Genomic DNA, 24,011 nt, shown 5'->3' with positions numbered 1-24,011 from the left:
CGCGGCGACCGACATCATCATGCGCTGCGACCTCGACACCACGCGGCGCTACGTCTCTCCGGCCGCCCGCGACGTGCTCGGCTACGACCCCGCCGAGCTCGTCGGCACCAGCCCGCTCGACGACGTCCATCCCGACGACCGCGTCCGCCTCGAGCGGATGTTCACCAAGCTGCAGGACGGCGAGGCGCGGACGGCCTCGATCCGCCATCGCGCCCGCCGCCGGAACTCCTACGTCTGGATCGAGGCCTCGTACCGGATAGTGTGCTGCGGCGCGGGCGGAAAGACGAGCTTCGTCGCGACCGTCCGCGACGTCTCGGAGGGCGTCGCGGCTCAGTCGGCGCTGCGCGACAGCGAGGCGCGCTTCCGCGTGCTCGCCGAAAACGCCAGCGAGCTGATCATCCTTGGCCATGACGACGGCCGCCTCTCCTACATCTCGCCGGCCTCAGAGCGCCTGCTCGGCTTCACGCCCGCCGAGCTCGGCGCGATGAGCCTCGCCGACTACGTCCATCCCGACGACATGGAGCAGTTGCTCGCCGCCACCGGCCGGCTCTCGCGCGGGGCGGCCGAAGTCTCGGTCGTCTATCGCGCGCTCCACAAGACGCGCGGCTGGATCTCGGTCGAGGGCGGCTTCCGCCGCATCCCGAGCGCGACCGGCGACGAGCCGACGATCGTGGCGACCTATCGCGACGTCTCCGGGCGCATGCGGCAGGACGAGGCGCTGCGCCACGCCAAGGACGCGGCCGAGACCGCCCGCGCCCAGGCCGAGGCGGCGAGCCGCGCCAAGAGCGACTTCCTCGCCTCGATGTCGCACGAGATCCGCACGCCGCTGAACGGCATCCTCGGCTACACCGACCTGCTGCTCGAGGAGGATGGCCTCGACGCCGGCCACATCCGTCTGGTCGAGCGCATCCAGAGCGCCGGCGCCGCGCTCCTGACGGTCGTCAACGACATCCTCGACTTCTCCGAGATCGAGAGCGGCAAGGTCGAGCTCGACCCGCGCTTCATGCTGGAGACCCTCGTCGACAACACGGTCTCGATCGTGCGCGGGCAGGCGACGCACAAGCGCCTCGCGCTCGAGGTCGAGGTCGATCCCGCCGCGCCGCGCGCGCTCATCGGCGACCAGGACCGGCTGAGGCAGGTGCTGCTGAACCTGCTCAACAACGCCGTGAAGTTCACCCCGTCGGGTTCGGTGACGCTGTCGGTCGAGCAGATCGGCGTCAGCTCCCGCGGCGCGCGCCTGCGCTTCGCCGTGACCGACACCGGCATCGGCATTCCGCACGAAAAGCGCGCGCGCCTGTTCGAGCGCTTCAGCCAGGTCGACGGCACCATCCGCCGCGAATTCGGCGGCAGCGGGCTTGGCCTCGCGATCTCCAAGACGCTGGTCGAGCTGATGGGCGGCGACATCGGGGTCGACAGCACGCCCGGCAAGGGATCGCGCTTCTGGCTCGAGGTCGCGCTGCCGGTGGCGGGCGAGGCCGAGCCGGCCGCCGCCGGCCGCGCGACGCTCTCGAAGAGCGAGAACCCCGCCCACATCCTGCTGGTCGAGGATCTGGAGCTCAACCAGGAGCTCGCGGTCGCGGTGCTGAAGAAGGCCGGCCACACGGTCGACGTCGTCTCCGACGGCGCGCAGGCCGTGCACGCCGTCCAGCACGGCCGTTACGACCTCGTGCTGATGGACGTGCACATGCCGGGCATGGACGGGCTCACCGCCACCGGCCTCATCCGCGCGCTCGACGGCCCCGTCCGGGCGATCCCGATCGTCGCGATGACGGCCAACGTCCTGCCCGAACAGATCGTGCGGTTCCGCGCCGCCGGCATGGACGACCACATCGGCAAGCCCTTCAAGCAGGCCGAGCTTTGCGCCGCGGTCGAGCGCTGGGCCGGCGCGATCGTCGAGGAGGACGCCGAACCGTCCGACGCTGGCCCCTCGGCCCCCGACCCGCTCGACTGGACGCAGTTCGGCGAGCTGACGAGCCTCCTAGGCGACGCCTCCGCGCGCGGCCTCCTCGCCAAGCTCGAGGTCGAGATCGGAACCCGGCTCGGCGACGCGAGCCTCGCGCGCGGCCGCGGCGACGCTTCGAGCCCGGCGCCTGCGCATGACGACCTCGCGAAGGACGGGCTCGCGGGCGACGCCCATGCGATCGTCTCGGCCGCGGGCCTCATCGGCTTCGGCGATCTCTCCCGCGCCTGCTCGGAGCTGGAGCGCGCCTGCCGCAACGCCGACCCGACCGAGAACGCCGTCGACGCGGTGCGGACCGAACGCGACCCGCGTCTTCGCGCGGCTGCGTGAGCTCGCCGCCGAACCGGGACTGTCGCGCCACGCCTCCGCCTCGAGCGCCGCAGCGTGACGCCGTTCGGGACCCGGTTTCCCGAACGCCTCGATCGCGCGGCGGCCGGCCGTCACGCTGGCGCTCGCCGCGCTGGTGGTGTTCGCCACGGCTTACGGCGGCATCGAGTTCACCCGCGGCACGGCGCGCGTCGCGGCGATCTGGCCCGCCAACGCCGCGCTGCTCGTCATCATGCTGAGCCTCGGCGCCGGCCGCGCGCGCATGCTGGGGCTTGCGGCCGCCGGCTATCTCGGTTTCGCGGCCGCGAACTTCGCTGCGGGCGACGGTCTCGCGATCTGCCTCGGCCTGCCGGTCGCAAACCTCGTCGAGGTGATGATCTGCCGCGCCGCGCTCATGCGCTTCGGCGACCATGACCTCACCCGCCCTCGCGCCTTCGCGATGTTCTGCGCGGTCGCGGCTGGCCCGGCGTCGCTCGCCTCGTCGCTGACGGCGGTCGCGCTCTTCGCCGTCGTCGCCCCGTCGACGGCGCTGTCCTCCTTGTTCTGGGACTGGTACGCGGCCGACGCGCTCGGCCTCGTGACCTTCACGCCGCTGTTCTGGTCGATCGCCACGCGCTCGGTCGAGATCTCCCGCAAGAGGCTGCCCGCAGCCGCGCTGACCGCGGCGGCGTTCTGCGCTTTGCTCGCCGCGATCTTCGTGCAGAGCACCTATCCGGTCCTGTTCCTCGTCTATCCGGCGCTCATCGTCGTCGCCTTTCAGTTCGGCTTCGGCGGCGCGGCGGTCGCGCTCGTCGTCACCGCGACGGTCGCGGTCGTCGCCACCTCGAACGGCCATGGGCCGCTGTCGCTGATGCGCGGCACGCTCAGGGAGCAGATCGCGATCCTGCAGATCTTCGTCGCGGTCAGCGCCGCGATGAGCCTTGCGGTCGCCTCCGTCCTCGCAGAACGCGAGAAGCTCAATCGGCAGCTCCGCGCCGCCAAGACCGCGGCCGAGGCCGCCGAGGACCGGCTGCGCGAGAGCGAGGCCCGCTACCGCCTGCTCGCCGAGAATTCGAGCGACGTGATCGCGCTGAGCGGCGCGGACGGACAAGTCGACTACGTCGCCTTCGGTCGCCGAGCTTCTCGGCTATCCGCCCGAGACCTTCGCGTCGCTCGGGCTCGGGGCGCTCCTGCATCCCCAGGAGCGGCAGGGCCTGCTTGAGAGCCTGCGGGAGCTCGGACCGGAGCGGCCGAACCTCACCAAGGTCCTGCGCCTGCGCGGCGCGGCCGGCGGCTGGCTCTGGGTCGAGGGCGCGTTCGCCTTCGTGCCGGACGCCCGCGGCGCGAAGACGCTCGCGGTTCTGCGCGACGTCGGGGAGCGCAAGGCCTACGAGGCTGAGCTCGAGGACGCCCGGCGCGCCGCCGAGGACGCGCTGCGGGTCCGGAGCGAATTCCTCGCCACCATGAGCCACGAGCTCCGCACCCCGCTCAACGGCATTCTGGGCTTTTCCGAACTGCTCATCGAAAGCGGCGAGCTGCGCTCGGCCGAAGGCCTGCGCTACGCCCGCCACGTCGAGACGTCGAGCCGCGCGCTGCTCGCGATCGTCAATGACCTGATGGACGTCTCGCGGCTCGAGGCCGGCGCCGTGGAGCTCGACCCTCAGCCGTTTTCGCTGCGCGAGCTCGTCGAGGGCTGCGCCGCGATGCTTCGGCGCGAGGCGGATCGCAAGGGGCTGGCGCTCGTCGTCGAGGTCGCCGACGACGCGCCCGACCGTCTCGTCGGCGACGACGCCCGGCTGCGCCAGGTGCTGATCAACCTGCTGTCGAACGCCGTGAAGTTCACCGACGCCGGTTCGGTGACCCTGCGCGCCTCCTGCGCGGCGGACGGCGAGGCCGCCGCCGTGCTCTGCGTCGTGGTCGAGGACACCGGCATCGGCGTGCCGGACGACAAGCGCGACCGCCTGTTCAAGCGCTTCAGCCAGGTCGACCAGACGACCTCGCGCCGCTACGGCGGCGCCGGCCTCGGCCTGTCGATCTGCAAGAGCCTCGCCGACCTGATGGGCGCCGACATTTCGCTGGCGAGCCGGGAGGGCGAAGGCAGCGTCTTCACGCTCTCGGTGCGGCTCGCGCTCGGCGCGCCCGAGCCCCTGCGCGGGACGACGCCCCGACTGGCGCTCGCCGCGGCGCCCTCGCGGCGCGGCCATGTCGCCGAGGCCCGGCCGGCCGAGCCTTCGGCGCGCACGCTCGCGGCGGACGATCCCGAGCTGCTGCACCAGCCGACGCTCGACGAGCTCGTGGCCTTTCTGGGCGACCCCCGGCGGGGCCTTCCTCGACCGCCTCTCCGACCAGATGTCCGCCGCCTTCCGCGCTCCGCCGCGCAGCCGCGAGAACCTGCCGGAGCTGCGCTACGAGGCCCTTGCGCTCGCCTCGACGTCCGGCATGCTGGGCTTCCACCGCCTTCAGGCCGCGTGCCTCTCGCTGGAGATCGCGATCGACCGCGGGCGCGGCGAGATCACGGCCGACGCGCTGCTCGCCTTCGCGCAGGCGCGGCTGGCGCGCGACGCCTCGGGACCGGCGCTCGCGGCGGCGCGCGCCGCGCCTCCGCTGCGCGCCGCAGGCTGAGTTCTCAGCCGGCCGCGCGGCGGTCGAGCCCGAACCGCGCCGCGGCCTCCACCGCCTCGCTCCGCCCGCCGACGCCGAGCGCGCGGAACAGTCCGGCGAGATGGATCTTCACCGTCCCGAGACCGAGCCCGAGCGCGCGGGCGATCTCTTTGTTGGACTGATTGTCGATGAGAAGCCGCAGCACGTCGTGCTGGCGTTCGGTGAGCGCGGGCGGGCGGCCAAGCGGCGCAAGGCCCCGCGCGGGCGTCAGTTCCGCGATCGAGGCCGGCAAGAAGATCCGCCCCGCGACGATCTCCGCGAGCGCCGCCTCCATCTCGCCAAGCGGCAGCGTCTTGGGCACATAGCCGTGGACCCCGGCCGCGAGCGCCGCCAGCATGTCCTCGCGCCGGATCGAGCCTGAGACCACCGCGGTCTTCATCGCCGGATGGGTTTCGCGCACCGCCTGCAGGCTGAAGGCGTCCTTGACCCCCGGCATGTCGAGGTCAAACAGCGCGAGCGCGACGCCCTCCTCTTCGCCGAGCCGTTCGAACGCCTCGTCGAGCGAGGCGGTCTCGACCACCCGCTCGAAGCCGAGCCGGCTCTTCAGCAGCGCCGAAAGCGCGGCGCGCGGAAGCTCGTGGTCATCGGCGATCACCGCGATGCGTGGCGCTCTCTCCAAGCCGTCCTCCGGGGGCGGCGAAGACCCTTGCGACCATCCCGATGCGGCCGGCGCGCCCTGACGCTCTGTAACACGAGAGGGGCCTGCGCGCTGTTCGTCGCCTAGGCGAGCGCCGTCGCTCAGACGGCCGCGAGAGGCTCGTCGATCGCGAGCCGCTCGCGCGGCTTGCGGCCCTGCGACCGGCCGACCGTGAGATAGTGCAGCAGCGGGTTCTCCACGCCGCCCTCGCCGCTCTCGAGATAGAAGGCGGGATCGAAATAGATGCTCGGCTTCAGCCCGTCCGGGGCGCCGTGGCGCAGATAGTGGAGCGCCGGATCCATCGCGAGCCGCGCCGCCTCGCGATGCTCCATCAGATACCAGACGGCGTCGAACAGGGGGCTGCTGCGGATGAGCTCAAGCGCGCGCGCCTCCTCCGGCGTGACGTCGGGTCCGCGGCGGGGCGCTTGCCGGACAGCCGTGGCCGCCGCGACCGTCCCGCCGAACAGCGGTCCCGCAAGCGCGACGTCGACGAAGACCGGCGCCGTTTCCGGAGCGCGCTCGCTGGCTCGCGCCGGAGCCTGAGGCGTCGTGGCAGGCCGCCGTTCGGCGCGCGCGACCGCCACGGCCTCCGCTTTTTCGTCCGAGAGCCTCATGACGAGCACGCCGGCGGCTTCGCCGAAGCGCACATAGTGCAGCAGCGGCGCGAGCCCGCGCTCGGCCGCGTCCGGATTGTCGTCGAGATACTGTTCGGCGTCGAAGGCGGCGGAGGGATGGAGCTGCTCGTCCAGCCCGTGGCGCACGTAGTAGAGCGCCGGATGCAGCCTGGATTTCCGCAGGTCCGAATAGGTCTTGCGGAAGAACTTCACGTCGAACAGCGGGCTCGCCACCAGCTGGGCCACGGCGCGGCGCTCTTCGCGGCGCAGCATGTCGGGGAAGCCTGCGCCGGCGAGATCGTCCTCGCCGATCGCCTTGCGGCCCGTCGCCTCGCCCTCGGTAAGGAAGTGGACCAGCGGGTTGTGGCCGGCCCGCGCGACGTCGATGTTGCTCGCCAGATACGCGGCGGACACGAAGCCGCGGCTCGGCGCGAGCCCGTTGCGCCCGCCGACGTTGAGAAAATGCTGGACGAAGTCGACCCTCTTCTTCGCCAGCAGATCAGGATCGACCTGCGTCGCGTACCAGCCCTCGTCGAAATAGGCGCTGTCCCGGACGAGCTCGTAATGCGGCGATTTCGGAGCGTTCTTCACAGACAGTCCATCCCCCGGAGCGCCGCCCTTGCGCGTCAGACCGAGACGACCTTCAGCACGTGGCCGCGCTCGGTGCCGTTCGGCACGCTGACGGTCCAGGTCTTGAAGTGCGGCAATGACTCTCGACGCTCCGGTCGAGCCTGCCCGTCGCGAAGTCGAGATAATAGCGGTTCGCGTCGCCGGGATACACCACTGCGCTCAGACCGGAAGGCGTGATGACCAGCCCGCCGATCGGGTTGTTGCCCTGGTGATGCGGCACCAGGCTGTCGACGTTGGGCGGATGACGACGTCGGGCAGGCACATGACCTCGACCGAGTTGGCGTCGTCCCATCCGCTCATCTTGAGCGGAGCCTTCTCCTTGGATCCGGCGAAACGGACCATCTTCAACTCGCCGCTCGGCAGCGCCGCCGCGAAGGCGACGAGCGTCTCGCCGCTGAAGCGAACAAGGCAGACGTCGCCCGCGGCCAACTCCCCGACCTCCTTTGCGAGGACGGGATTCTCAACGACCAAACTCATGGAACCGTCCCCTGAACACACTCTTCGCCGGACGCGCCCAGGCCGTCGCGCGGCCCGCCCGCCCCCCGGCCGTCTGGCGCGCCGCGTCAGCCTGAAGCCGGCGGTCAAACGCCTCTTCGCGCTTGCAGCATGGATAGAAGCCGATCCCCGCAACCTACGCAAGCACGGCGGCGACCTCGTCTGAGGGACGAGGAGCGGGACGCTCCTTCGACTTTTCCGCCGCCAGTTCGAAGATCTGCAGGATCTGGCGCTGGAGCAGGTCATGGCTGTAGTGCGAGGCGAGCTTCCGGCGCGCGCGGCCGACGACGTCCTGTCGCACGTCGTCGCGCAAGAGCCGCCTGATCGCGTCTCCCCATTCCGCCTCGCCTTCCGCGAGCAGCCCCGATCCGCCCGCGCAGGCCGAGGCGTAGACCGGCCCGTCCGAGGCCACGGTCGCGATGCCGGCGAAGCTGTACTCGACCCACTTGGTGTCGGCCTTGCAGTTGTTGAACACCGTGGGCTCGAGCGGCGCGAGGCCGACCCACCACCCAAGCGTGCAAAGCTTTGCGAGGAAGGCCGCGTAGTTCATGTGCGGCGCATGATGGCCGACGCGATCGCCGAACCGCGCGAGCTCCGGCGGGAACTTGATCGTCCCGTAGGTCTCGAAACGGAGCGTCGGGATCTCCTCCATCAGCCGCTCCAGAACCGGAACCACGAGCGCGAGATCGGCGGAGTGCCCCTCCGATCCCATGTAGCCGACGATCGGCGCGGCCGATGGCCGCGGCTCGCGCAACGCCGCAGGATCGACGCTGCAGTAGAGGTCGCCGGTGACCAGCGGCGCCTTGAGCCGATAGCCGGCGAAGGTTTCCGCAAGGCCATGGGTCGAGACGTAGATCACGTCCGCTGCGTCCATGTTGGACCGAAGCGCCGCCAACCGCTCGGGACGGGTATAGGCCTCGTATTTCTTCGGACCGATGTTGGTCGGCACGTTGAGCAGGTCGTCGTCGATGTGGAAGACGACCGGGATCCGGGCCTCGCGCGCGCGCTCGATCAGCGGCGCGCCGTCGGCGAGCGAGTAGCGCGACATCACGAGGATGTCGGGCCGGTAGTCCTCGTAGCGCCGGATCAGCGCCGCCTGGTCCTTGCCGTGCGCCTCGAAGGCGAGCGAGACCTCGCCGGCCGAGATCCGGTCCTGGAACGGCTGGAGAAAGCTGATGAGCTGCGTGGCTCCGACGGCGTCGGCCACGATGAAGATGCGGGTCGCCCCGTTGGTGATCTCGGCCATCGCGCTCACACCGCTCCGATCGGGCGCGCGCCCGCGGCGAAGCCCGCAGGCGCCGCATGCGGCCACGCCCCCCGCCGCCGCTCCGACGCCGAGGCCGCGGCGGCGTCGAGCGCCTCGCCGACGGAAGCCGCGCCGTCGTCCGGCGCGGACTCGAGCACCACGATGTCGGCGTCGCAACCGAGGAAGCGGGCGAAAGCCTTGTCGTCGGCGGTCAGGACGATCGCCAGATCCGCCGCGCCAAGGAGGAGGTCGAGGCTCGCCGCCCGTTCCGGAGCGTCGCCGAGCGCGGACGCCATGCCGGCTTCGAAGCGGCACACGAGAGCCGCGCCCGCGACCCGCGCGGCCCGCAGCGCCGCCGCCGCGACCTCGCCGCAGTCGGCGTCGCACGCCACCACCGCGAAGCCGCCGTCCTCGATCCGCGCCGCGAGATCCTCGCCAGCGCTCGCCTCGGAGTCGGCGGCGTAGCCGGCGGACGCCAGGACGCCGAGAAGCGCCTCCACGTCCTCGAAGGCGCCGACCACGAGCGCGGAACGTTCGGACGCGGACTCAGGTTCGTCGCCTGCGCGGAAGCTCGACAGCGCCGCAGTGGTCACCGGCGCGGCGTTCGCGAACAGCCGGGCGAAGCGGGCGTAGATCTCGTCCGGATCGATCACAATCTTGCGGCTTTCGAAAAAGCCCGCTGGCGCGACAGCGCCACCGTCGGCCGCATCGCGGCGTCGCGCGCGAAGGAGAGCCATTCCGGCAGGCTGCTGATCTCGACGAGGCCGGCGTAGTTGTCGACGTCCATTCCGCCGGACGGGTCCTGCCAGACGGCGGCCGGGACGCCCGCGAGCACGAAGTCCATCAGCACCGAGGAGGGCGCCGAGATCGCATAGTCGAAGTCGGTCAGGTCCATCGAGTAGATCGGCTGGTTCTGGATCACGACGTTGTCCGGCAGGTCGACGGCGTTTTTCAGCACGTACTGCCCGCCGGGGTGCGGCCTCAGATTGACGTCGATCCCATAGCCGCCGTAGTGGCGGCAGAACCGGGAGAAGAGGTCGAGAAAGATCACGTTGGTGTCGGCGCGCGCCTTGAGGCGCACCGAATGCAGGTTCTCGCACACGAGGCCGCCGGCGCCGGCCGGCGTGCGTGGCCCGCGAACGCCGCGTTCAGCACCGCGCTCGGGCCTGTGACGACGAGCTTGGACCGTTCCGATATCCGAGCGCAGTCAGCGTCTCGGGCTCTCGCACCAGCCGCACACGACGTCGGCCGCGAAGCGGATGTCGCGGCCGTGCGCGGCGTCATGCGCGCGGTTGTGCATGAAGCCGACGCACTCATAGCCGTGCTGCAGCGTGACCTTGAGGAAGCTCGACGGCGCGACGCGCAGCACGTTGTGGGTCTCGGCGTGCGCCGGAAGGTGGGACTCGCTCGCCGTGACGACGACGCCCGACTTGCCCTTCAGAACGGCGTAGGCGTCGAGCTCGCTCGCATAGACATGGACCGTCCCGTCGACCGCGGCCGCGATCAGCGCGACCTCGCGCGCCCAGGTCTTCTGCTTGTCGCGCTCCAGGAACTTGTCGGAGACGAGGAAGAGGATTTTGCGGCCGAACTCGCGCCGCGCCAGAAACGCCAGCGGCCGCAGGATATTGACGTCCTGCAGCAGGTTGAAGAGGAGGACGACGTGGGGCGTCGCGGCCATGGCTCAGATCCGCCCCGCGGCGCGCTCGACCTTCGCCCATTCGGCGAGCGCCGAAAGCCCTTCGGCGAGCGTGACCCGCGGCTCCCAGCCGAGCGTCTCGCGGGCCTTCGCGACGTCGCCGACCGCATAGCGCACGTCGCCGGGCCGGAACTTGCCGGAGATCCGGAGATCGTCAGGCGAGCGGCCCATGGCCTTCAGCAGGATCCTGGCGACGTCGACGATCTTGGCTTCCGAGCCGGTCCCGATGTTGATCGGGCCGTCGGGAACCGTCGCCGCCGCGCCCGCCGCCGCGAGCGCCGCCACCACGTCGTCGACGAACACGAAGTCGCGCGCGATATCGCCGTCCTCGTAGATCTCGAGGATCTTCCCGTCGAGGATCATCTTCGAAAATACCGACAGCACGCCCGTATAGGCGTTGTATAGGCTCTGGCCCGGCCCGTAGACGTTCTGAAACCGCAGCACGAAGACGCCGAGATCGGAGCCTTCGGCGCACTGCTTCAGCACATATTCCTGCATCAGCTTGGTGGAGGCGTAGACCGAGGCCGGCCGGGCCGGCAGCGCTTCGTCGGTCGGGCAAGGCTCGAGCGCCTGGCCGGCCTCGTCGGCCAGACCGAACCTGCCAGCCGCGAGATCGCCGGTCGATCGAGGCGGGGCGGAGACCACCCGCCCGTCCGCACCGCGCGCCGCGCCCTCGCCATAGACCGAGCGCGAGCTCGCCAGCACCACGCGCCGGGCTCGCGGCGCGAGCGCGCGCAGCGCTTCCACGAGATGGGTGCAGCCGAGCACGTTCACCGCGCAGTAGCGGGTCGGCTCGTCATAGGACTGGCCGGTGCCGGTCTCGGCGGCGAGATGGTAGACGACGTCCGGATCGGCCGCCCGGACGGCCTCGGACACGGCGGCCGGATCGCAGACGTCGCCCTTCCGGAACACGACGCTTTCGGGCCAGTCGGGGAGCTTCGGATCGGGCCCGTGGACCTGCGGATGCAGGTTGTCGAGCACGGTCACCCGGTCTCCGCGCGCCACGAGCGCGGCCGCGAGGCGAGACCCGATGAAGCCGGCTCCGCCGGTGATGAGCGCTGACGCCATGTTGTGCGACGGATCCTCTTAACTGACGCGGCGGCTGCGGCCGGCGAGACGGCGGTCAACCTGAAGCGGGGTCACGCGAGCGCCGGCTCCTCGCCGCCGTTCCGCGCCGCCGCGCGACGGCCGACGCCGGTCCACAGCGGCGAGACGAGTTCGGACACGGTGAGCCGCACCGGCCCGAAGAGTTCGGCGAGAAGATCGGCGACATAGGCCATGGTCGCGTCGTAGCGCATCGACGTCACGGCGAGCGAACGGCAGGCCGCGAGGTCTGAGGGATCGAACGGGCATGGCGTCGCGAGATCGCCGAGCCGGATCCGCAGGCTCGCGACGCCGAGCCGAGCCGGATCGAGGCCGAGCCGTTCCAGAGCCTCCGGCGCAAGCCTGGCCGCACCCGCCGGCGACAGCACGACCGCAGGATCGGCGCCGTCGTCGGCGACGAAACGCAGGTCGAACGGCAGACGCTGCTGGCTGAACGGGCTTGCGACGGACAAATGGCCGAGGCGCTGCGCGAGCGCATGGACCGGAGCCGGCGATTGCCGGCCATGGATCACGGCGGAAGGCTCGACGTCGCTGCGGCGGGCGCGGCCGGCCCAAGCGTCTCAAGGAATGCGGAGAGCCGGCCGGCCTCGACCTCCGCCTCGCCCCATTCGGCGAGCTTGCGGGCGAGCGCGCCGACCGTCTCGCGCCGGAGCGCGAGCGTTCCGGCCTCGAGATCGGAGATCAGCGCCCGCGTCTTCATAGACAAAGGGCTTGAGCTCTCCATAGAGCGGGTAGCCGGCCGAGAGCGCCTGCGCGCCGCCGGTCAGGGTGGTGACGGCCCGGTTCAGCGACTTCACGACGCTGAAGTTCTGGGCGCGCACCGGCAGGAAGCACAAGAGGCTGGAGGCGATCGACTCGGCCTCGAGCTCGGCGTCCACTCTTCGAGGTCGCAAGGCACGGGCAGCCGCGCGATCATCTCGAGGGCTCGACGTCGAGCGCCCGGCGGTTGGTGAGGATCGACACGCGCGGCCGGTAGCCCGCGCGCACGAAGTCGAGCAGCGCGCCGCTGAACGCGTGAAGGTCCGAAACGCCAAGCCGGAAATGCGGATTGTCGCCGATGCCGAACCAGGTGACGTCGATCCGCCGCGTCGACAGCGCGCGCTCCGCGTTCAGCTCCACGCGGCGCGCCACGGCCTCGGCGTCGAGGGCGATCGAGGCGTCGTGCATCACGTGGATCGGCAGCCTCGGCAGGATGCCCTTGAGCTTGTCGGCCATCAGCGGCGTCGAACACATCGCGAAGTCGAGCCGGGCCGCAAGCCCCCTCAGCCATTCGCGCAGATGGACGAAGCGGCTGTCGGCGACGTCGCTGTAGTAGTCGTCGAACACGTCGACGCCGACCCGCGCGCCGCGGCTGCGCAGGTCCTCGGCGAGCGCGACGGTGCGCGCGTCATGGCACTTGGAGAACACGAAGACGTCGGCGTCGCGCCCGCCCTGCCCCAGCGCCTCGATCGGCAGGAGCTCGAGCGCGTGGCCCGCCGCCTCGAGCCGCTCCGCGAGGCGGTGGTAGCGGATGCGCCCGCGGTCGCGAGCTGGCGCTCGTCGGGACGATCCGATCTTCATGACGCGAACTCCCGCACGACGGTCGCGTTGGCCGCGACGGCGGCCCGTTCCTTCGGCGAGACAGCGACCCTCACGGATGGCGGACGCTCCAGCCCTTCGCCGTAGCGCGCCACGCGGATCGTCGACACGCAGAGATTGCGCCGTCCGGCGAGCGTCTGGCGCAGCCCCCAGGCCGCCTCGCTTTCGTCGTCCGCCGGCGCCTCCGCCACGGCCTCGGCGCTCAGCACCGCGAAGTCGAGGACGTTCGCCGCCACCGGATAGACGGCGTTCGGGAAAGCCTGAAGGCTGTCGCAGGCGACGAGCGTGAGTTCGGTCTCGTCCGGCGCGCGGGCGGCTGCGGCGAAATAGCCGCCGCTCAGCGCCTCGATCGCGCCGACGCGCTTGGCCGCGTCCTCGTTGATCGCGACGCAGGCGGCCGAGGCGGTCCCGCCGGCCTCGGCAAGCGAGAGCAGGACCGCGAGCGTCGACGGATCGGGCGCGACGACGCCCGATTTCGCGACCAGCAGATAGGGCGCGCCGGTTTCGCGCGCGGCGGCGGAGACCTCAGCCCAGAACCCGCCTTCCGCCTCGCGCACGTCGGCGCGGCCAGGGAACGCCTTCTCGGCCGCGCGAGAGATTTCGTCCGCGTCGGCGGCGTCGTTCGTGAGCCTGATCGACACGCGGAAATCGGAGACGCCGGTCTGGCGAGACAGCGACTCGATCAGCCGCGTCGCCTCGGTCGTTCCGGCGCAGAACAGGATCGCGGCGAAGTCGGCCGACGTCCTGGCCGCCCGGATGGGCGCGTCGGGCGCGACAGGCCGGATCAGCGACGCGTCATGCGCCTTGACGAAGCGCCGGCGCCGGATCGCAAGCGTGGGACGGGGTCCCTCGACTTCCGCGTCGCCGTCTCCGAAAAGGACGGGGTAATCCAGCGGAACGCTCCGGCCCTGTGACGACAGGCAGCGGGCGTCGAGTTCGGGCGGGCGCACGAGCAGGCGCGCCTCGCCGGAGGGCGCGGCCGCGATCACGAAGGCGCCGCTTGCGCCGGCGGCTCCCGGCCCTCGAAGCCGCCGGGCGGCGAGCGCCGCAAGGCTCGGTATGGCGTCGGGCGGCAGACGCAGCGTCAGGCCCTGGCGAGCCCGGCCGCGCGGCGCGAGCGCCCGGCGCAGGTGATCCCGGATCGGATCGACGTCATCCTCGTCGTCGTCGAGCTCGACCGCGACGCCGAAGCGGCGGTCGAGCCAGCCGAGCAGCGCGTCCGAAAAGATCGGCTCGGCGCCGGTCCGGCGGGATCGACGAGGATCCGCGCGAGTGCGCCCGGCCCTTCGACCAGATCTGCGAACGCGGACTCGCTTGCGAGCGTCAGCCCCTCGACCGGATCCTGGCCTTGTCCGTCGGCGACGAGCTCGGCGTGATGAAGCCCGCCGCGCGCCAGCGACGGAAACGGCAGCAGGGCGAAGCCGACGATGCGGCCGCCCGGTTCCGACAGCGTCAGCAGGACCGGCTCGAGCGGCTCCAGCAGCGCGAGATCGAGGAGGCCGGGGCCGGCGGCGGGCAACAGGATCTCGCCGCAAAGCCTGAGCGCCGAGCGATCCCGGGGCGAGCCCTGGTAGCCGCGCGCGACGTGGCGCGATCCGTCGAAGCCCGCAAAGCCGCCGAAGCGAAGCCGCAAGGCGCCCGCGTCCACGAACCAGGCGTCGGACAGACGCGCCGGGCCGGACCGGAACGCCTGCGCGAACAGGCCGTCGCCGGAGCCGTCCGCGCCGACGCCGGTCTCGACCGGGTCGAGACCGGCGAGACGCGCATAGGCGGCGAGCGGCGCGAGCGAAACGCCGGCGGCCACCTGCCCGATGGGACGGCCCGCGAATGCGACGGCGTCGGGCAGACGTTCGGCTTGCGCGGCGCTGAGCCAGTCGACCGCCGGACCAGCGGCCGGACGCGAGGGCTCGGAAATGGACGCCGCGTCGGACGGCAGGCGCCCGGCGGGATCGGAGACGTCGAGCAAGGGCGAAGACGGGCGCCGGTCGCGGCGGCCTTCGGCGAGGAAATGCAGCACGGGATTGGCGCCCGCAGGCAGGGCCGGCCCCGCGCCGACATAGTATTCAGCGTCGAACAGCGCGCTCGGCCGCCGACGGCGGGGACCGCCGACCTGCAGATAATGCGCGGCCGGCGAGAGGCCCGAGCGGGCGACCTCCGGATAGCGCTTCACATACCAGGCGGCGTCGAACAGGCGCGTGCCAGCGAGCGCCGCGAGCGCTTCCTCGACCGGCATGTCGGCGCCGGCTTTTGCAGCCACGCGCACGTCGGCGGGAGCGGCCTTCGGAACGTCGACCGTGGGGACGGCGTCGGCGGGTTCGTCGACTCCCGGCGTCGGCGCGTCGGCCTCTGGCGCGAGCGGGGCCGCCGCTTCGGCCGCTGCGGGCTCGGTCGGTTCCGCGGCGGCGGGCTCGTCCGCTTTGGCAGGCGCGTCGAGCTCGGGCTCGTCCAGGCCCGGTTCTTCCGAACCCTCCTGTTCTGCGCCCAGCTCGTCCGCGTCATGGTCTTCGCTGGCGACGTCCACATCGACGTCGTCCGGCGTCTCCTCGGGCTCCGCGGCCGAAGGCGGCGCGTCGTCGACCAGCTCCGCAACGGAGCCGGTTTCAGTCTCAGCGACCGGGATTTCGTCCGACGGCTCGGAGACATCGGCGGCTTCGGTCGCAGCCTGCGGCTCTGCGTCATCGGCGGTCGACTGCCTGGCTCCAGAACGCGCGAAATGGACCAGCGGCGGCAGGCCGCTCTCGACCAGGTCCGGATTGTCCGCCGCATAGCGCGCGGCGTCGAAGTCGGCGCTCGGATTGGCGAGCGTCTCGAGGCCGTGGCGCACGTAGTGCAGCATCGGGTGCAGCCCCGAGCTACGCGCGTCCGGGTAGGTCTCGAGATAATAGGCCTCGTCGAAGCCGCCGCTGCGCGCGACCGCGGCGATCATGCGCTGGTCTCGGCGTCCGAGATTGGCGAGGCCGAGCCCCTCGAGATCCTGCCGGCGGATCGCGCGCTTGCCCGTGTCCTTGCCGGTTTTGAGGTAGTGCACCAGCGGATTGGCGCCGTTCCGGGCGACGTCGGGATAGAGCGCGAAATAGGCCGACGACACGAAGCGCGCGCTCGGCGACAGCCCGTTGGGCCCGCCCTCGACGAGAAAATGCCTCAGCGCCGAGCCGCCCTCGCCGAACTTCGGCTTGTAACGCTCGACATACCAGGCCTCGTCGAACAGTCCGCTGTCCTCGACCAGCCGCTCGTCCGCCTCGCTCGCAGTCGTCTTTTTCGCCACGCCCTGTCGCCACTCGCTCGCGACGCCCCGCCGCGGCATGCCGCCGCCGTCGCCCCGCGGCGCCGCAACCATGCGGCCGCGACAGTAGCGGGCGGCCTGCCGCGCCACACCTGCCGCCGCGTCGCGCCTGCTGCGCCGCGACATAAACCGGGTCGCGGCCTCCCGCGCGCCCGATTCGGCGCCGTCGCGTCCGATTCGGGGCAGAGAACCGAGACATCCCTGTGAAAAGCTGGGAGCTCCCTTGCAAGCCATTGAGATCGTTCGACGTTCCCGACCGCTCCGGCGACCGGCCCGCTGGCGTTCGACGCCAAGACGGTCTAGGGTCCGGGCCGATCTCAGATTGCTCTAGAAAGCGTGCCTCGACTTGGCTGATCCGAACGACCTGACCTCTGGCGGCCCCGCGGGCGCGAGCCTTCCGACGTTCGTCCCGTGTCGATCGCGGACGAGATGCGCCGCTCCTATCTCGACTACGCGATGTCGGTGATCGTCTCGCGCGCGCTTCCCGACGTGCGCGACGGCCTGAAGCCCGTGCACCGCCGCATCCTGTTCTCGATGAACGAGAACGGCTATTTCCCGGACCGGCCCTACCGCAAGTCCGCCCGCGTGGTCGGCGACGTCATCGGTAAGTACCACCCGCACGGCGACCAATCGATCTACGACGCGCTCGTGCGCATGGCGCAGACCTTCTCGATGCGCCTGCCGCTCGCCGACGGCCAGGGCAACTTCGGCTCGGTCGACGGCGATCCGCCCGCGGCGATGCGATACACCGAGATCCGCCTGGCCAAGCCCGCCATGGCGCTGCTCGACCACATCGACGAAGACACGGTCGACTTCCAGGACAACTACGACGGCTCCGAGCGCGAGCCGACGGTCCTGCCCGCGCAGTTCCCGAACCTTCTCGTCAACGGAGCCGGCGGCATCGCGGTCGGGATGGCGACCAACATCCCGCCGCACAATCTCGGCGAAGTGGTCGACGCCTGCGTGGCGCTCATCGAGCGTCCCGAAATGGAGCTCGAGGAGCTTCTCGATCGTGCCCGGCCCGGACTTCCCGACAGCCGGCCGCATTCTCGGCCGCGGCGGCATCCGCTCGGCCTATTCGACCGGCCGCGGCTCCGTAGTGATGCGCGCCAAGGTCGACGTCGAGGAGATCCGCAAGGATCGCGAGGCGCTGATCGTCACCGAGATTCCGTATCAGGTGAACAAGTCGCGCCTCATCGAGCACATCGCCGAACTCGTCCGCGAGAAGCGCGTCGAGGGCATAGGCGACCTGCGCGACGAGAGCGACCGCAAGGGCATGCGCATCGTGATCGAGCTCCGCCGCGAGGCGGTGGCCGACGTGGTGCTGAACCAGCTGTTCCGTTTCTCCGCGCTGCAGACCTCTTTCGGCTGCAACATGGTGGCGCTGACCGGCGGCCGTCCCGAGCTGATGACGCTCAAGGACATGCTCGTCGCCTTCATCGCGTTCCGCGAAGACGTCGTCTCCCGGCGCACCAAGTTCCGCCTCAACAAGGCGCGCGACCGCGCCCATGTGCTCGTCGGCCTCGCCATCGCGGTCGCCAACATCGACGAGGTCATCCGCCTCATCCGCACCGCGCCCGATCCCGCGACAGCGCGCGAAACGCCTGATGGAGCGCGACTGGCCGGCCGAGGACGTCGCCTCGCTCATCAAGCTGATCGACGACCCGCGCCACCGGATCAACGACGACGGCACCTACAAGCTCTCGATCGAGCAGGCGCGCGCGATCCTCGACCTGCGCCTGCAGCGTCTCACCGCGCTCGGCCGCGACGAGATCGGCGAGGAGCTCGACAAGCTCGCGGCCGAGATCGCCGATTATCTCGACATCCTGAGCAAGCGCGAGCGCGTGCAGGAGATCGTGCGCGCGGAGCTGCTCGACGCCAAGGCCCAGTTCGCGACGCCGCGCCGGACCGAGATCATCGAGTCCGAGGCCGACTTCGAAGACGAAGACCTGATCCAGCGCGAGGACATGGTCGTCACCTTCACGCATGGCGGCTACATCAAGCGCGTGCCGCTCGCGACCTACCGGGCCCAGCACCGCGGCGGCAAGGGCCGCTCCGGCATGGCGACGCGCGACGAGGACTTCGTCAGCCGCCTCTTCGTCGCCAACACCCACACGCCGGTGCTGTTCTTCTCCTCGCTCGGCCAGGTCTACAAGCTCAAGGTATGGAAGCTGCCGCTGTCGGCGCCCCAGGCGCGCGGCAAGGCGCTCATCAACCTGCTGCCGCTCGATCCGGGCGAGCGCATCACCACCATCATGCCGCTCGTCGAGAACGAGGCCGACTGGGCCAAGTACGACGTGATGTTCGCGACCTCGGGCGGCACCATCCGGCGCAACAAGCTCAGCGACTTCACCAATGTGAACCGCTCCGGCAAGATCGCGATGAAGCTTGAGGCCGGCGAATCCATCGTCGACGTGCAGATCGCGTCGGAAGACGACGACGTGCTGCTGACCACCTATCGCGGCCAGTGCATCCGTTTCCGCGTGACGGACGTGCGCGTGTTCAAGGGCCGCGATTCGGTCGGCGTGCGCGGCGTCACGCTCGGCGAGGACGACCGCGTCATCGCGCTCTCGATCCTGCGGCACTTCGAGGCGTCGCCTGACGAGCGCGTGGCGTATCTGAAGCGCGCCAACGCGGTGCGCCGCGGCCAGGGCGAGAGCGTCGCCGAGGACGCGACCGCGGACGCCGAGGCCGAAGCCGGCGCCGACATCGAGCTCGGCGCCGAGCGCTACGCGGCGATGTCGGAGGCCGAACAGCTCATTCTGACCATCTCCGAGAACGGCTACGGCAAGCGCTCGTCGTCCTTCGAGTACCGGGTCACCGGACGCGGCGGCAAGGGCATCGTGGCGATGGTGACCAACGACCGGAACGGCCCGCTGGTCGCCTCCTTCGCGACCGAGCATTCCGACCAGATCATGCTGGTGACGAACGCCGGCCAGACGATCCGCTGCCCGGTGGACAACATCCGCCTCGCAGGCCGCTCGACCCAGGGCGTGATCGTGTTCTCGACCGGCGACGGAGAGCGCGTCGTCTCGGTCGACCACATCGGCGAGGACGAGGCCGAAGAAGAGGCCGCGCCGGAGTGACGTGAAAAGGCCCGCCGGCGACGAGCGGGCCTTTTTGATTCTGGTCAGCGCGTTCCTTCGGCCTTCCGGCTCAGGTCTGGTCGAGCAATTGCTCGTCGCACAGCGCCTCGACCCATTGCGACGCGCTCGCATAGGCCGCGGCCGCTCCGGCGGCGGGCGCGAGTTGGGGCGCGGGCCTTTCCGACGGGATCGCCTCGACGCGGGACGCCTCGCTCTTCAGCGTCGCATGGGCCATGAAGACCTTCATGACATGGGCGACGCCCGCCTCGGTGACGTTGCGCAGATCCTCCGCGTAATAGGCGCCGCGGGCGCCTGGCCCCGTGATGATCTCGTAGGACGGAAAATACTGAACGTGCTCGTTTTCCTGCGCGAGCATCTCGGCCGCGACGCGCAGGACGGACTTCGAGTAGACGGTCGCCGACACGACGTTGCCGCCGGCCGCCGCGGTGGCGGCGAGCGGCACGGGCGAGACCGTCAGCATCACTCTGGCGCGCGGGTTCACCGACCGGAGCCCCTCGAGGAACTGGGACATGTCGGCGTGAACGTCGGCGAGGGTCTGGTTGTAGAACTCGTGGAGCGCCGGGTCGAACACGCCGCCCGAGACGCCGGGACAGATCGGAAAGACCGCCCCGTCGGCGCGCGAGCGCCAGCATTCGGTGAGGCCGAGCGTGAAGATCAGGACGTCGAGCTCGCTGAACATCCGCCGCACCGCGGACAGATGATAGGCGCGGTCGGCGCGCATCTCCGCCTCGTTCGCGAAGCCGCCCGGCTGGACCGTGGGGCGGAACGGATCGAGCGCGGAGCCGTCGCTCTCGATCCAGACGTCCTCCTGCGGCTCAAACGAACCATGGGCGCGACGAAACAGCTGGAGCAGCTGGCGGGCGGTGTAGACGTTGCCGAAGCGCGCCGAATAGACGCCGTACTGATGCGCGGCGGCGACCGGGCGCGGGGTCAGCGGATGGGCGTCCTCGGCGATGAAATAGTTGAGCCCGCTCGCGCTCAGATGCCGCGCGATATGCTGGGCGAAGCAGCTCCCCGACGTCGCCACCCGGGTTTCCGGACTGAGCTCGAGTTCGAAACGGCCGACCGGATCGATGTCGCCGGACGGCGCGTCGCGCACGGTCGCGTTCCAGAACGATTTCGCGGGCAGGCCGCGATAGGGATGCTCGCCCATCAGGCTCCTCGCGGGTGGCCGGCGATCTGGTCCAGCACGACGACGCCGTAGGCGGCGTTGGCGTGGGTGGCGTCGCGGCCATAATAGTCCCGCTTGAGAAAACCGGAAGGGTCCTTGGTGGCGTCCGGCGCCGGGACGAAGACGACGCCGATCTCGTCGCACAGGGCCTTGGTCATGCGCGACTGCAGCCGCCACAGCTTGCGCCGCAGCGCCGGCTTGCTCAGCCCGACGGTCGAGATGTCGAGCTTCTTGAAGTAGGTCTCGGCATGACTGAGGATGAAGGCGTCGTCGTCCTTGGGCGGCGGCGCTTCGAGATGGAGCACGGTCGCCTTTCCGCCGGCGAGCTTCTTGAGAAGCTTGCCGTCGCGCCCCCTCACGAAGCGCTCGAACGTCGCCTCCATGATCTTGACCGGGATCGCGCGCGCCTCGGGGTCGAGCGCCTCGTCGGGATCGCCGGGCTCGATGAAGTCGAAGGGTTCGGGATGCCGCATGAGGCCGAAGACGTTGAACTGATTGCCGCCGAGCACAGAGACGATCAGGTCGCCGGGTTGCGCCGCCGCCGCGATCTCCTCGAGCTCGCTCTCGGCGACGCCCTCGCGCAGAACGCCGTTCTTGATCTGCTGCAGGCGGTCGATCATCACCTCGCCGAGGTCCGCGCCGCCGCGCTTGGCGAAGCCGTCCTTGATCGCGATTGTGTGGCTGTCGCCGATGATCGTCGTTTTCGTGGTGCTCATTTCGTCGGCTGGTTCGTCAGCGCGGTCGATCGGGCCCGGAGCGAACCGTCTCGCCACAACCCAGGGAGGCGTTTGTCGTCATCAGATAAGCTGGGATCGACCAGCCGCGCAACGCCGCCCGGAAGCTGCGCGGGGTCAATGACTTCCGCGCCGAAGACGCCGCGTCAAGCCCCGCCTTGGGCGGCGCCCGGGCGTCGAGCGCCAAGAGCTGCGATCGCCGAGAGCGCCAGACAGATCAGAGCGTTCCAGCCCGCCAGCGAAATCCCCAGAATTCGGAACGCGGCGGCGTCGCACGGAACGATTCGGGTCGCGCGCATTTGATCGAGCAAACCGCCGGCGGCGGTCGGCGCGGCGTTCGCGCCCGCGCAGCTCGCAGGGCCCGGCCAGAACCCCCACTCGACCCCGGCGTGATAGGCGCTGAGGCCGGCTCCCGCGAGAAACAACAGGGCCGCAAGGGCGAGCGCGATCCGCGCGGGAGCCGGCGCGCCGCGCGTCGCGAGCAGCCAGGCGGCGAGCGCCAGCGGCGCGCCGAGATAATGCGGCCAGCGTCCCCACAGGCACAGCATGCAGGGCACGTAGCCGAAGCCGTGCTGCATCACGAGCGCTCCGCCGACGGTCGCGGCCGAGACGATCGCGACGACGAGCGCCGTGGCGGCGGGGGTCAGGCGGGTCGTCATGACGCCCGGCATGTCGGAATTCGGCATGGCTGTCGCGACCGCTGTCAGAACACGTATTTGACCAGCACGAAGCCGCCGACGATCACCACCAGCAACAGGATGGCGGAGAGTTCGAGCCGCTTCTCGATGAACTCGCGCACCGGCTCGCCGTAGCGCCTGAGCAGCCAGCCCACCGCGAGGAAGCGCAGGATCCGCGAGACGAGCGAGAGCGCGAAGAACAGCCAGATGTCGTATCCGGCGAAGCCCGACGTGATGCTGACGAGCTTGTAGGGAATGGGCGTCAGGCCCTTCAGAAGGATGATCCACAGACCCCACTGGGCGTAGGTGTCGCGGAACGCGTCCATCTTGTCGCCGTAGCCGTAGAGCTGGATGATCCACAGCCCCAGCGTGTCGTAGAGCAGCGCCCCGATGGCGTAGCCGACCATGCCGCCGAGCGTCGAGGCGAGCCCGCACATGATCGCGAGCCGATAGGCGCGCTCCGGACGCGCCAGCGTCATCGGCACGAGCAGGATGTCGGGCGGCAGGGGAAAGAACGAGGCTTCGGCGAACGAGACCCCGAAGAGCGCCGCGTCGGCCCTCGGACCCGCGGCGAGCGAGAGCGTCCAGTCGTACAGGCGTCGCAGCATGACTCAGACTTTCGGACGAACCGGCGCGAGCGGCCGCGCAAGATGCGGACGGGGGGAGACCAAGCGCCTTCCGCGCCGGAATGCAAGCCTGCGTCCGGGTCTTCGTCCGCGACATGGTCGCGAAGCCCTTTACGCAGCCGCGCCGGTCATGCGAATTCAGTCGCGCGTGCGGGTGTGGTGGAATTGGTAGACGCGCCGGACTCAAAATCCGGTTCCGCAAGGAGTGTCGGTTCGAGCCCGACCACCCGCACCATCTCTCTGCAGGCGGCTCCATGAGGCCGCGCTCCAGACGCAAAGCCCCGCAGCGCTGAAAGCCGCCCCGAGCCAGGCGACGCCCGTCCAGCCGGCGAGCGCGAAGACCGCAGTGGACGAGATCGCGCCGATACCGCTGCCGATCGAATAGAAGAGCATGTAGCCGCCGACGAGCCGGCTGTCGGCGGCCGGGAACGCCGCGACCATCAGGCTCTGATTCGTGACATGGACCGCCTGCACCGCGAAATCGAGCAGGACCACGCCCAGCGCGAACAGCGCGATCGAGCGGTCCAGAAAGCCTATGGGCAGCCAAGACAGGGCGAGCAGCGCCAACGCCGCGCCCGTGGTCGCTTGTCCGAAGCCGCGGTCGGCGAGCCGGCCGGCCTTCGCGGCGGCGAGCGCCCCGGCGAGGCCGGCGAAGCCGAACAGTCCGATCTCGGAATGGCTCAGCGAGAACGGCGGCGCGCCGAGCGGCAGCGCCATCGCGGTCCACAGGCAGCTGAAGCTTGCGAAGGCGAACAGCGCGATGAGGCCGCGGCTGCGCGGCAGCGGCTCGCGCAGGAACAGCGCGAGCGTCGATTTCAGGATTTCGCCATAGCTCTGCCGGGTCGCAGGCGGGCGACGCGGCAGCATGCGGGCGAGCAGCGCCGAAAGCGCGAGCATGAGGCCGGCCGAAACCAGATAGACCAGCCGCCAGCCGCCGAGATCCGCCAACGCGCCCGAGACGAAGCGGGCCGCCAGGATGCCCGTCACCACGCCGCTGGTGACGAGTCCGACGGCGCGCCCCTGTTCGCCGGGCGCCGCGAGCGCCGCCGCGAAGGCGACGAGCACCTGAACGACGACGGCGAGGAGCCCGACGAGGATCATCGCGCCGAGAAAGACCGGCGCGCTCGTGGCCGAACCCGCGACGAGCAGCGCGGCGGCGGACGCCATCGTCTGAACGATCACGAGCCGGCGACGATCAAGCCGGTCTCCAAGCGGCGCGACGAACAGGAGGCCCGCCGCATAGCCCGCCTGGGTGAGGGTCACGACCAGGCCGACGGTCGCAGGCTCGATCGCGAAGCTCTCCGCGATCGAGCCCAGCAGAGGCTGGGCGTAATAGACATTGGCGACCGCGACCCCGCAGGTCGCCGCGAGCAGGAGCAGCGTCGCGCGCGACGGGCCTTCGGCTTGTCGCCTGCGCGCGGCCCCGTCGGTCGAAAGAGCTCCGGCCATGTCCGTCCCCATTCCAGTCTCATAACGAGACCAGTTG

General features: G+C 70.6%; 19 protein-coding genes, 1 tRNA gene and 3 pseudogenes. 5 read left to right on the top strand and 18 right to left on the bottom strand.

The window, feature by feature from the left end; translation table 11 throughout:
• Positions 1-19 precede the first annotated feature (19 nt).
• From K6K41_RS16740 to K6K41_RS16730, 3 genes and pseudogenes are all read left to right on the top strand, one after another.
• Positions 20-2,290 carry a PAS domain-containing hybrid sensor histidine kinase/response regulator gene (locus K6K41_RS16740; protein ID WP_261401451.1) on the top strand — a complete coding sequence of 757 codons (2,271 nt, stop codon included), beginning with the start codon at positions 20-22 and terminating at the stop codon, positions 2,288-2,290.
• 133 nt (positions 2,291-2,423) lie between these two features.
• Positions 2,424-3,488: an MASE1 domain-containing protein gene (locus tag K6K41_RS16735; protein ID WP_261401450.1), complete on the top strand. Its 1,065-nt coding sequence runs from the start codon at positions 2,424-2,426 to the stop codon at positions 3,486-3,488.
• A pseudogene (locus tag K6K41_RS16730) lies at positions 3,445-4,332 on the top strand (sensor histidine kinase); the annotation flags it as partial. The gene K6K41_RS16735 and the pseudogene K6K41_RS16730, both read left to right, overlap by 44 nt.
• Before the next feature lie 560 nt (positions 4,333-4,892).
• Here K6K41_RS16730 and K6K41_RS16725 read toward each other — a convergent pair.
• From K6K41_RS16725 to K6K41_RS16665, 13 genes are all read right to left on the bottom strand, one after another.
• Entirely contained in the window at positions 4,893-5,546 is a 654-nt protein-coding gene (locus K6K41_RS16725) for a response regulator (protein ID WP_261401449.1), read from the bottom strand.
• A 119-nt stretch (positions 5,547-5,665) separates the two neighbouring features.
• Positions 5,666-6,769, bottom strand: a complete 1,104-nt coding sequence (locus tag K6K41_RS16720) for a hypothetical protein (RefSeq protein ID WP_261401448.1) — start codon at positions 6,767-6,769, stop codon at positions 5,666-5,668.
• Between the two features lie 198 nt (positions 6,770-6,967).
• Positions 6,968-7,285: a hypothetical protein gene (locus K6K41_RS16715; RefSeq protein WP_261401447.1), complete on the bottom strand. Its 318-nt coding sequence runs from the start codon at positions 7,283-7,285 to the stop codon at positions 6,968-6,970.
• A gap of 154 nt (positions 7,286-7,439) precedes the next feature.
• Complete coding sequence (locus K6K41_RS16710; protein WP_261401446.1) at positions 7,440-8,549, bottom strand: glycosyltransferase family protein; 1,110 nt, start codon at positions 8,547-8,549, stop codon at positions 7,440-7,442.
• A gap of 5 nt (positions 8,550-8,554) precedes the next feature.
• Positions 8,555-9,202 carry a hypothetical protein gene (locus K6K41_RS16705; RefSeq protein ID WP_261401445.1) on the bottom strand — a complete coding sequence of 216 codons (648 nt, stop codon included), beginning with the start codon at positions 9,200-9,202 and terminating at the stop codon, positions 8,555-8,557.
• Positions 9,199-9,651: a hypothetical protein gene (locus tag K6K41_RS16700; protein WP_261401444.1), complete on the bottom strand. Its 453-nt coding sequence runs from the start codon at positions 9,649-9,651 to the stop codon at positions 9,199-9,201. The genes K6K41_RS16705 and K6K41_RS16700 overlap by 4 nt, the downstream gene beginning before the upstream one ends.
• Before the next feature lie 105 nt (positions 9,652-9,756).
• Complete coding sequence (locus tag K6K41_RS16695) at positions 9,757-10,227, bottom strand: hypothetical protein (protein ID WP_261401443.1); 471 nt, start codon at positions 10,225-10,227, stop codon at positions 9,757-9,759.
• A 3-nt stretch (positions 10,228-10,230) separates the two neighbouring features.
• Positions 10,231-11,313 (bottom strand): GDP-mannose 4,6-dehydratase, encoded by a 1,083-nt coding sequence (locus K6K41_RS16690; protein ID WP_261401442.1) that lies wholly within the window; start codon positions 11,311-11,313, stop codon positions 10,231-10,233.
• 71 nt (positions 11,314-11,384) lie between these two features.
• The gene (locus K6K41_RS16685) at positions 11,385-11,861 is read right to left on the bottom strand and encodes a hypothetical protein (RefSeq protein WP_261401441.1); all 477 of its coding nucleotides are present in this window, start codon (positions 11,859-11,861) and stop codon (positions 11,385-11,387) included.
• A complete protein-coding gene (locus K6K41_RS16680) occupies positions 11,858-12,049 on the bottom strand; it encodes a hypothetical protein (RefSeq protein WP_261401440.1) in 192 nt (63 codons plus the stop codon). Before K6K41_RS16680 ends, K6K41_RS16685 begins: the two co-directional genes overlap by 4 nt.
• 212 nt (positions 12,050-12,261) lie before the next feature.
• Complete coding sequence (locus K6K41_RS16675; protein ID WP_261401439.1) at positions 12,262-12,909, bottom strand: hypothetical protein; 648 nt, start codon at positions 12,907-12,909, stop codon at positions 12,262-12,264.
• Positions 12,906-13,916, bottom strand: coding sequence for a glycosyltransferase family protein (locus tag K6K41_RS16670; protein WP_261401438.1), 1,011 nt, complete (start codon positions 13,914-13,916; stop codon positions 12,906-12,908). Before K6K41_RS16670 ends, K6K41_RS16675 begins: the two co-directional genes overlap by 4 nt.
• A 95-nt stretch (positions 13,917-14,011) precedes the next feature.
• On the bottom strand, positions 14,012-16,264 hold the full coding sequence (locus tag K6K41_RS16665; protein WP_261401437.1) for an ICP22 family protein: 2,253 nt from the start codon (positions 16,262-16,264) through the stop codon (positions 14,012-14,014).
• Positions 16,265-16,639: 375 nt separating this feature from the next.
• Here K6K41_RS16665 and gyrA point away from each other — a divergent pair.
• Positions 16,640-19,296, top strand: a pseudogene (gyrA, locus tag K6K41_RS16660) (DNA gyrase subunit A).
• 70 nt (positions 19,297-19,366) lie between these two features.
• Here gyrA and K6K41_RS16655 read toward each other — a convergent pair.
• The 4 genes from K6K41_RS16655 to K6K41_RS16640 all read right to left on the bottom strand — a co-directional run bounded on the left by K6K41_RS16655 (position 19,367) and on the right by K6K41_RS16640 (position 22,507).
• The gene (locus K6K41_RS16655; protein WP_261401436.1) at positions 19,367-20,470 is read right to left on the bottom strand and encodes a GSCFA domain-containing protein; all 1,104 of its coding nucleotides are present in this window, start codon (positions 20,468-20,470) and stop codon (positions 19,367-19,369) included.
• On the bottom strand, positions 20,470-21,204 hold the full coding sequence (locus tag K6K41_RS16650; protein ID WP_261401435.1) for a hypothetical protein: 735 nt from the start codon (positions 21,202-21,204) through the stop codon (positions 20,470-20,472). Before K6K41_RS16650 ends, K6K41_RS16655 begins: the two co-directional genes overlap by 1 nt.
• Positions 21,205-21,368: 164 nt before the next feature.
• A complete protein-coding gene (locus K6K41_RS16645; protein ID WP_261401434.1) occupies positions 21,369-21,908 on the bottom strand; it encodes a disulfide bond formation protein B in 540 nt (179 codons plus the stop codon).
• A gap of 17 nt (positions 21,909-21,925) precedes the next feature.
• The gene (locus K6K41_RS16640; protein WP_261401433.1) at positions 21,926-22,507 is read right to left on the bottom strand and encodes a YqaA family protein; all 582 of its coding nucleotides are present in this window, start codon (positions 22,505-22,507) and stop codon (positions 21,926-21,928) included.
• Positions 22,508-22,675: 168 nt separating this feature from the next.
• Here K6K41_RS16640 and K6K41_RS16635 point away from each other — a divergent pair.
• Positions 22,676-22,760: transfer RNA gene (locus tag K6K41_RS16635), tRNA-Leu, on the top strand.
• Positions 22,761-23,305: 545 nt separating this feature from the next.
• Here K6K41_RS16635 and K6K41_RS29560 read toward each other — a convergent pair.
• A pseudogene (locus K6K41_RS29560) lies at positions 23,306-23,974 on the bottom strand (MFS transporter); the annotation flags it as partial.
• Between the last annotated feature and the right edge of the window lie 37 nt (positions 23,975-24,011).

Source organism: Chenggangzhangella methanolivorans (assembly GCF_019797865.1).
Classification (GTDB): Bacteria; Pseudomonadota; Alphaproteobacteria; order Rhizobiales; family Methylopilaceae; genus Methylopila; species Methylopila methanolivorans.
Note: the sequence above shows the minus strand (reverse complement) of the source record. Positions and strands in the feature narration are given on the sequence as shown.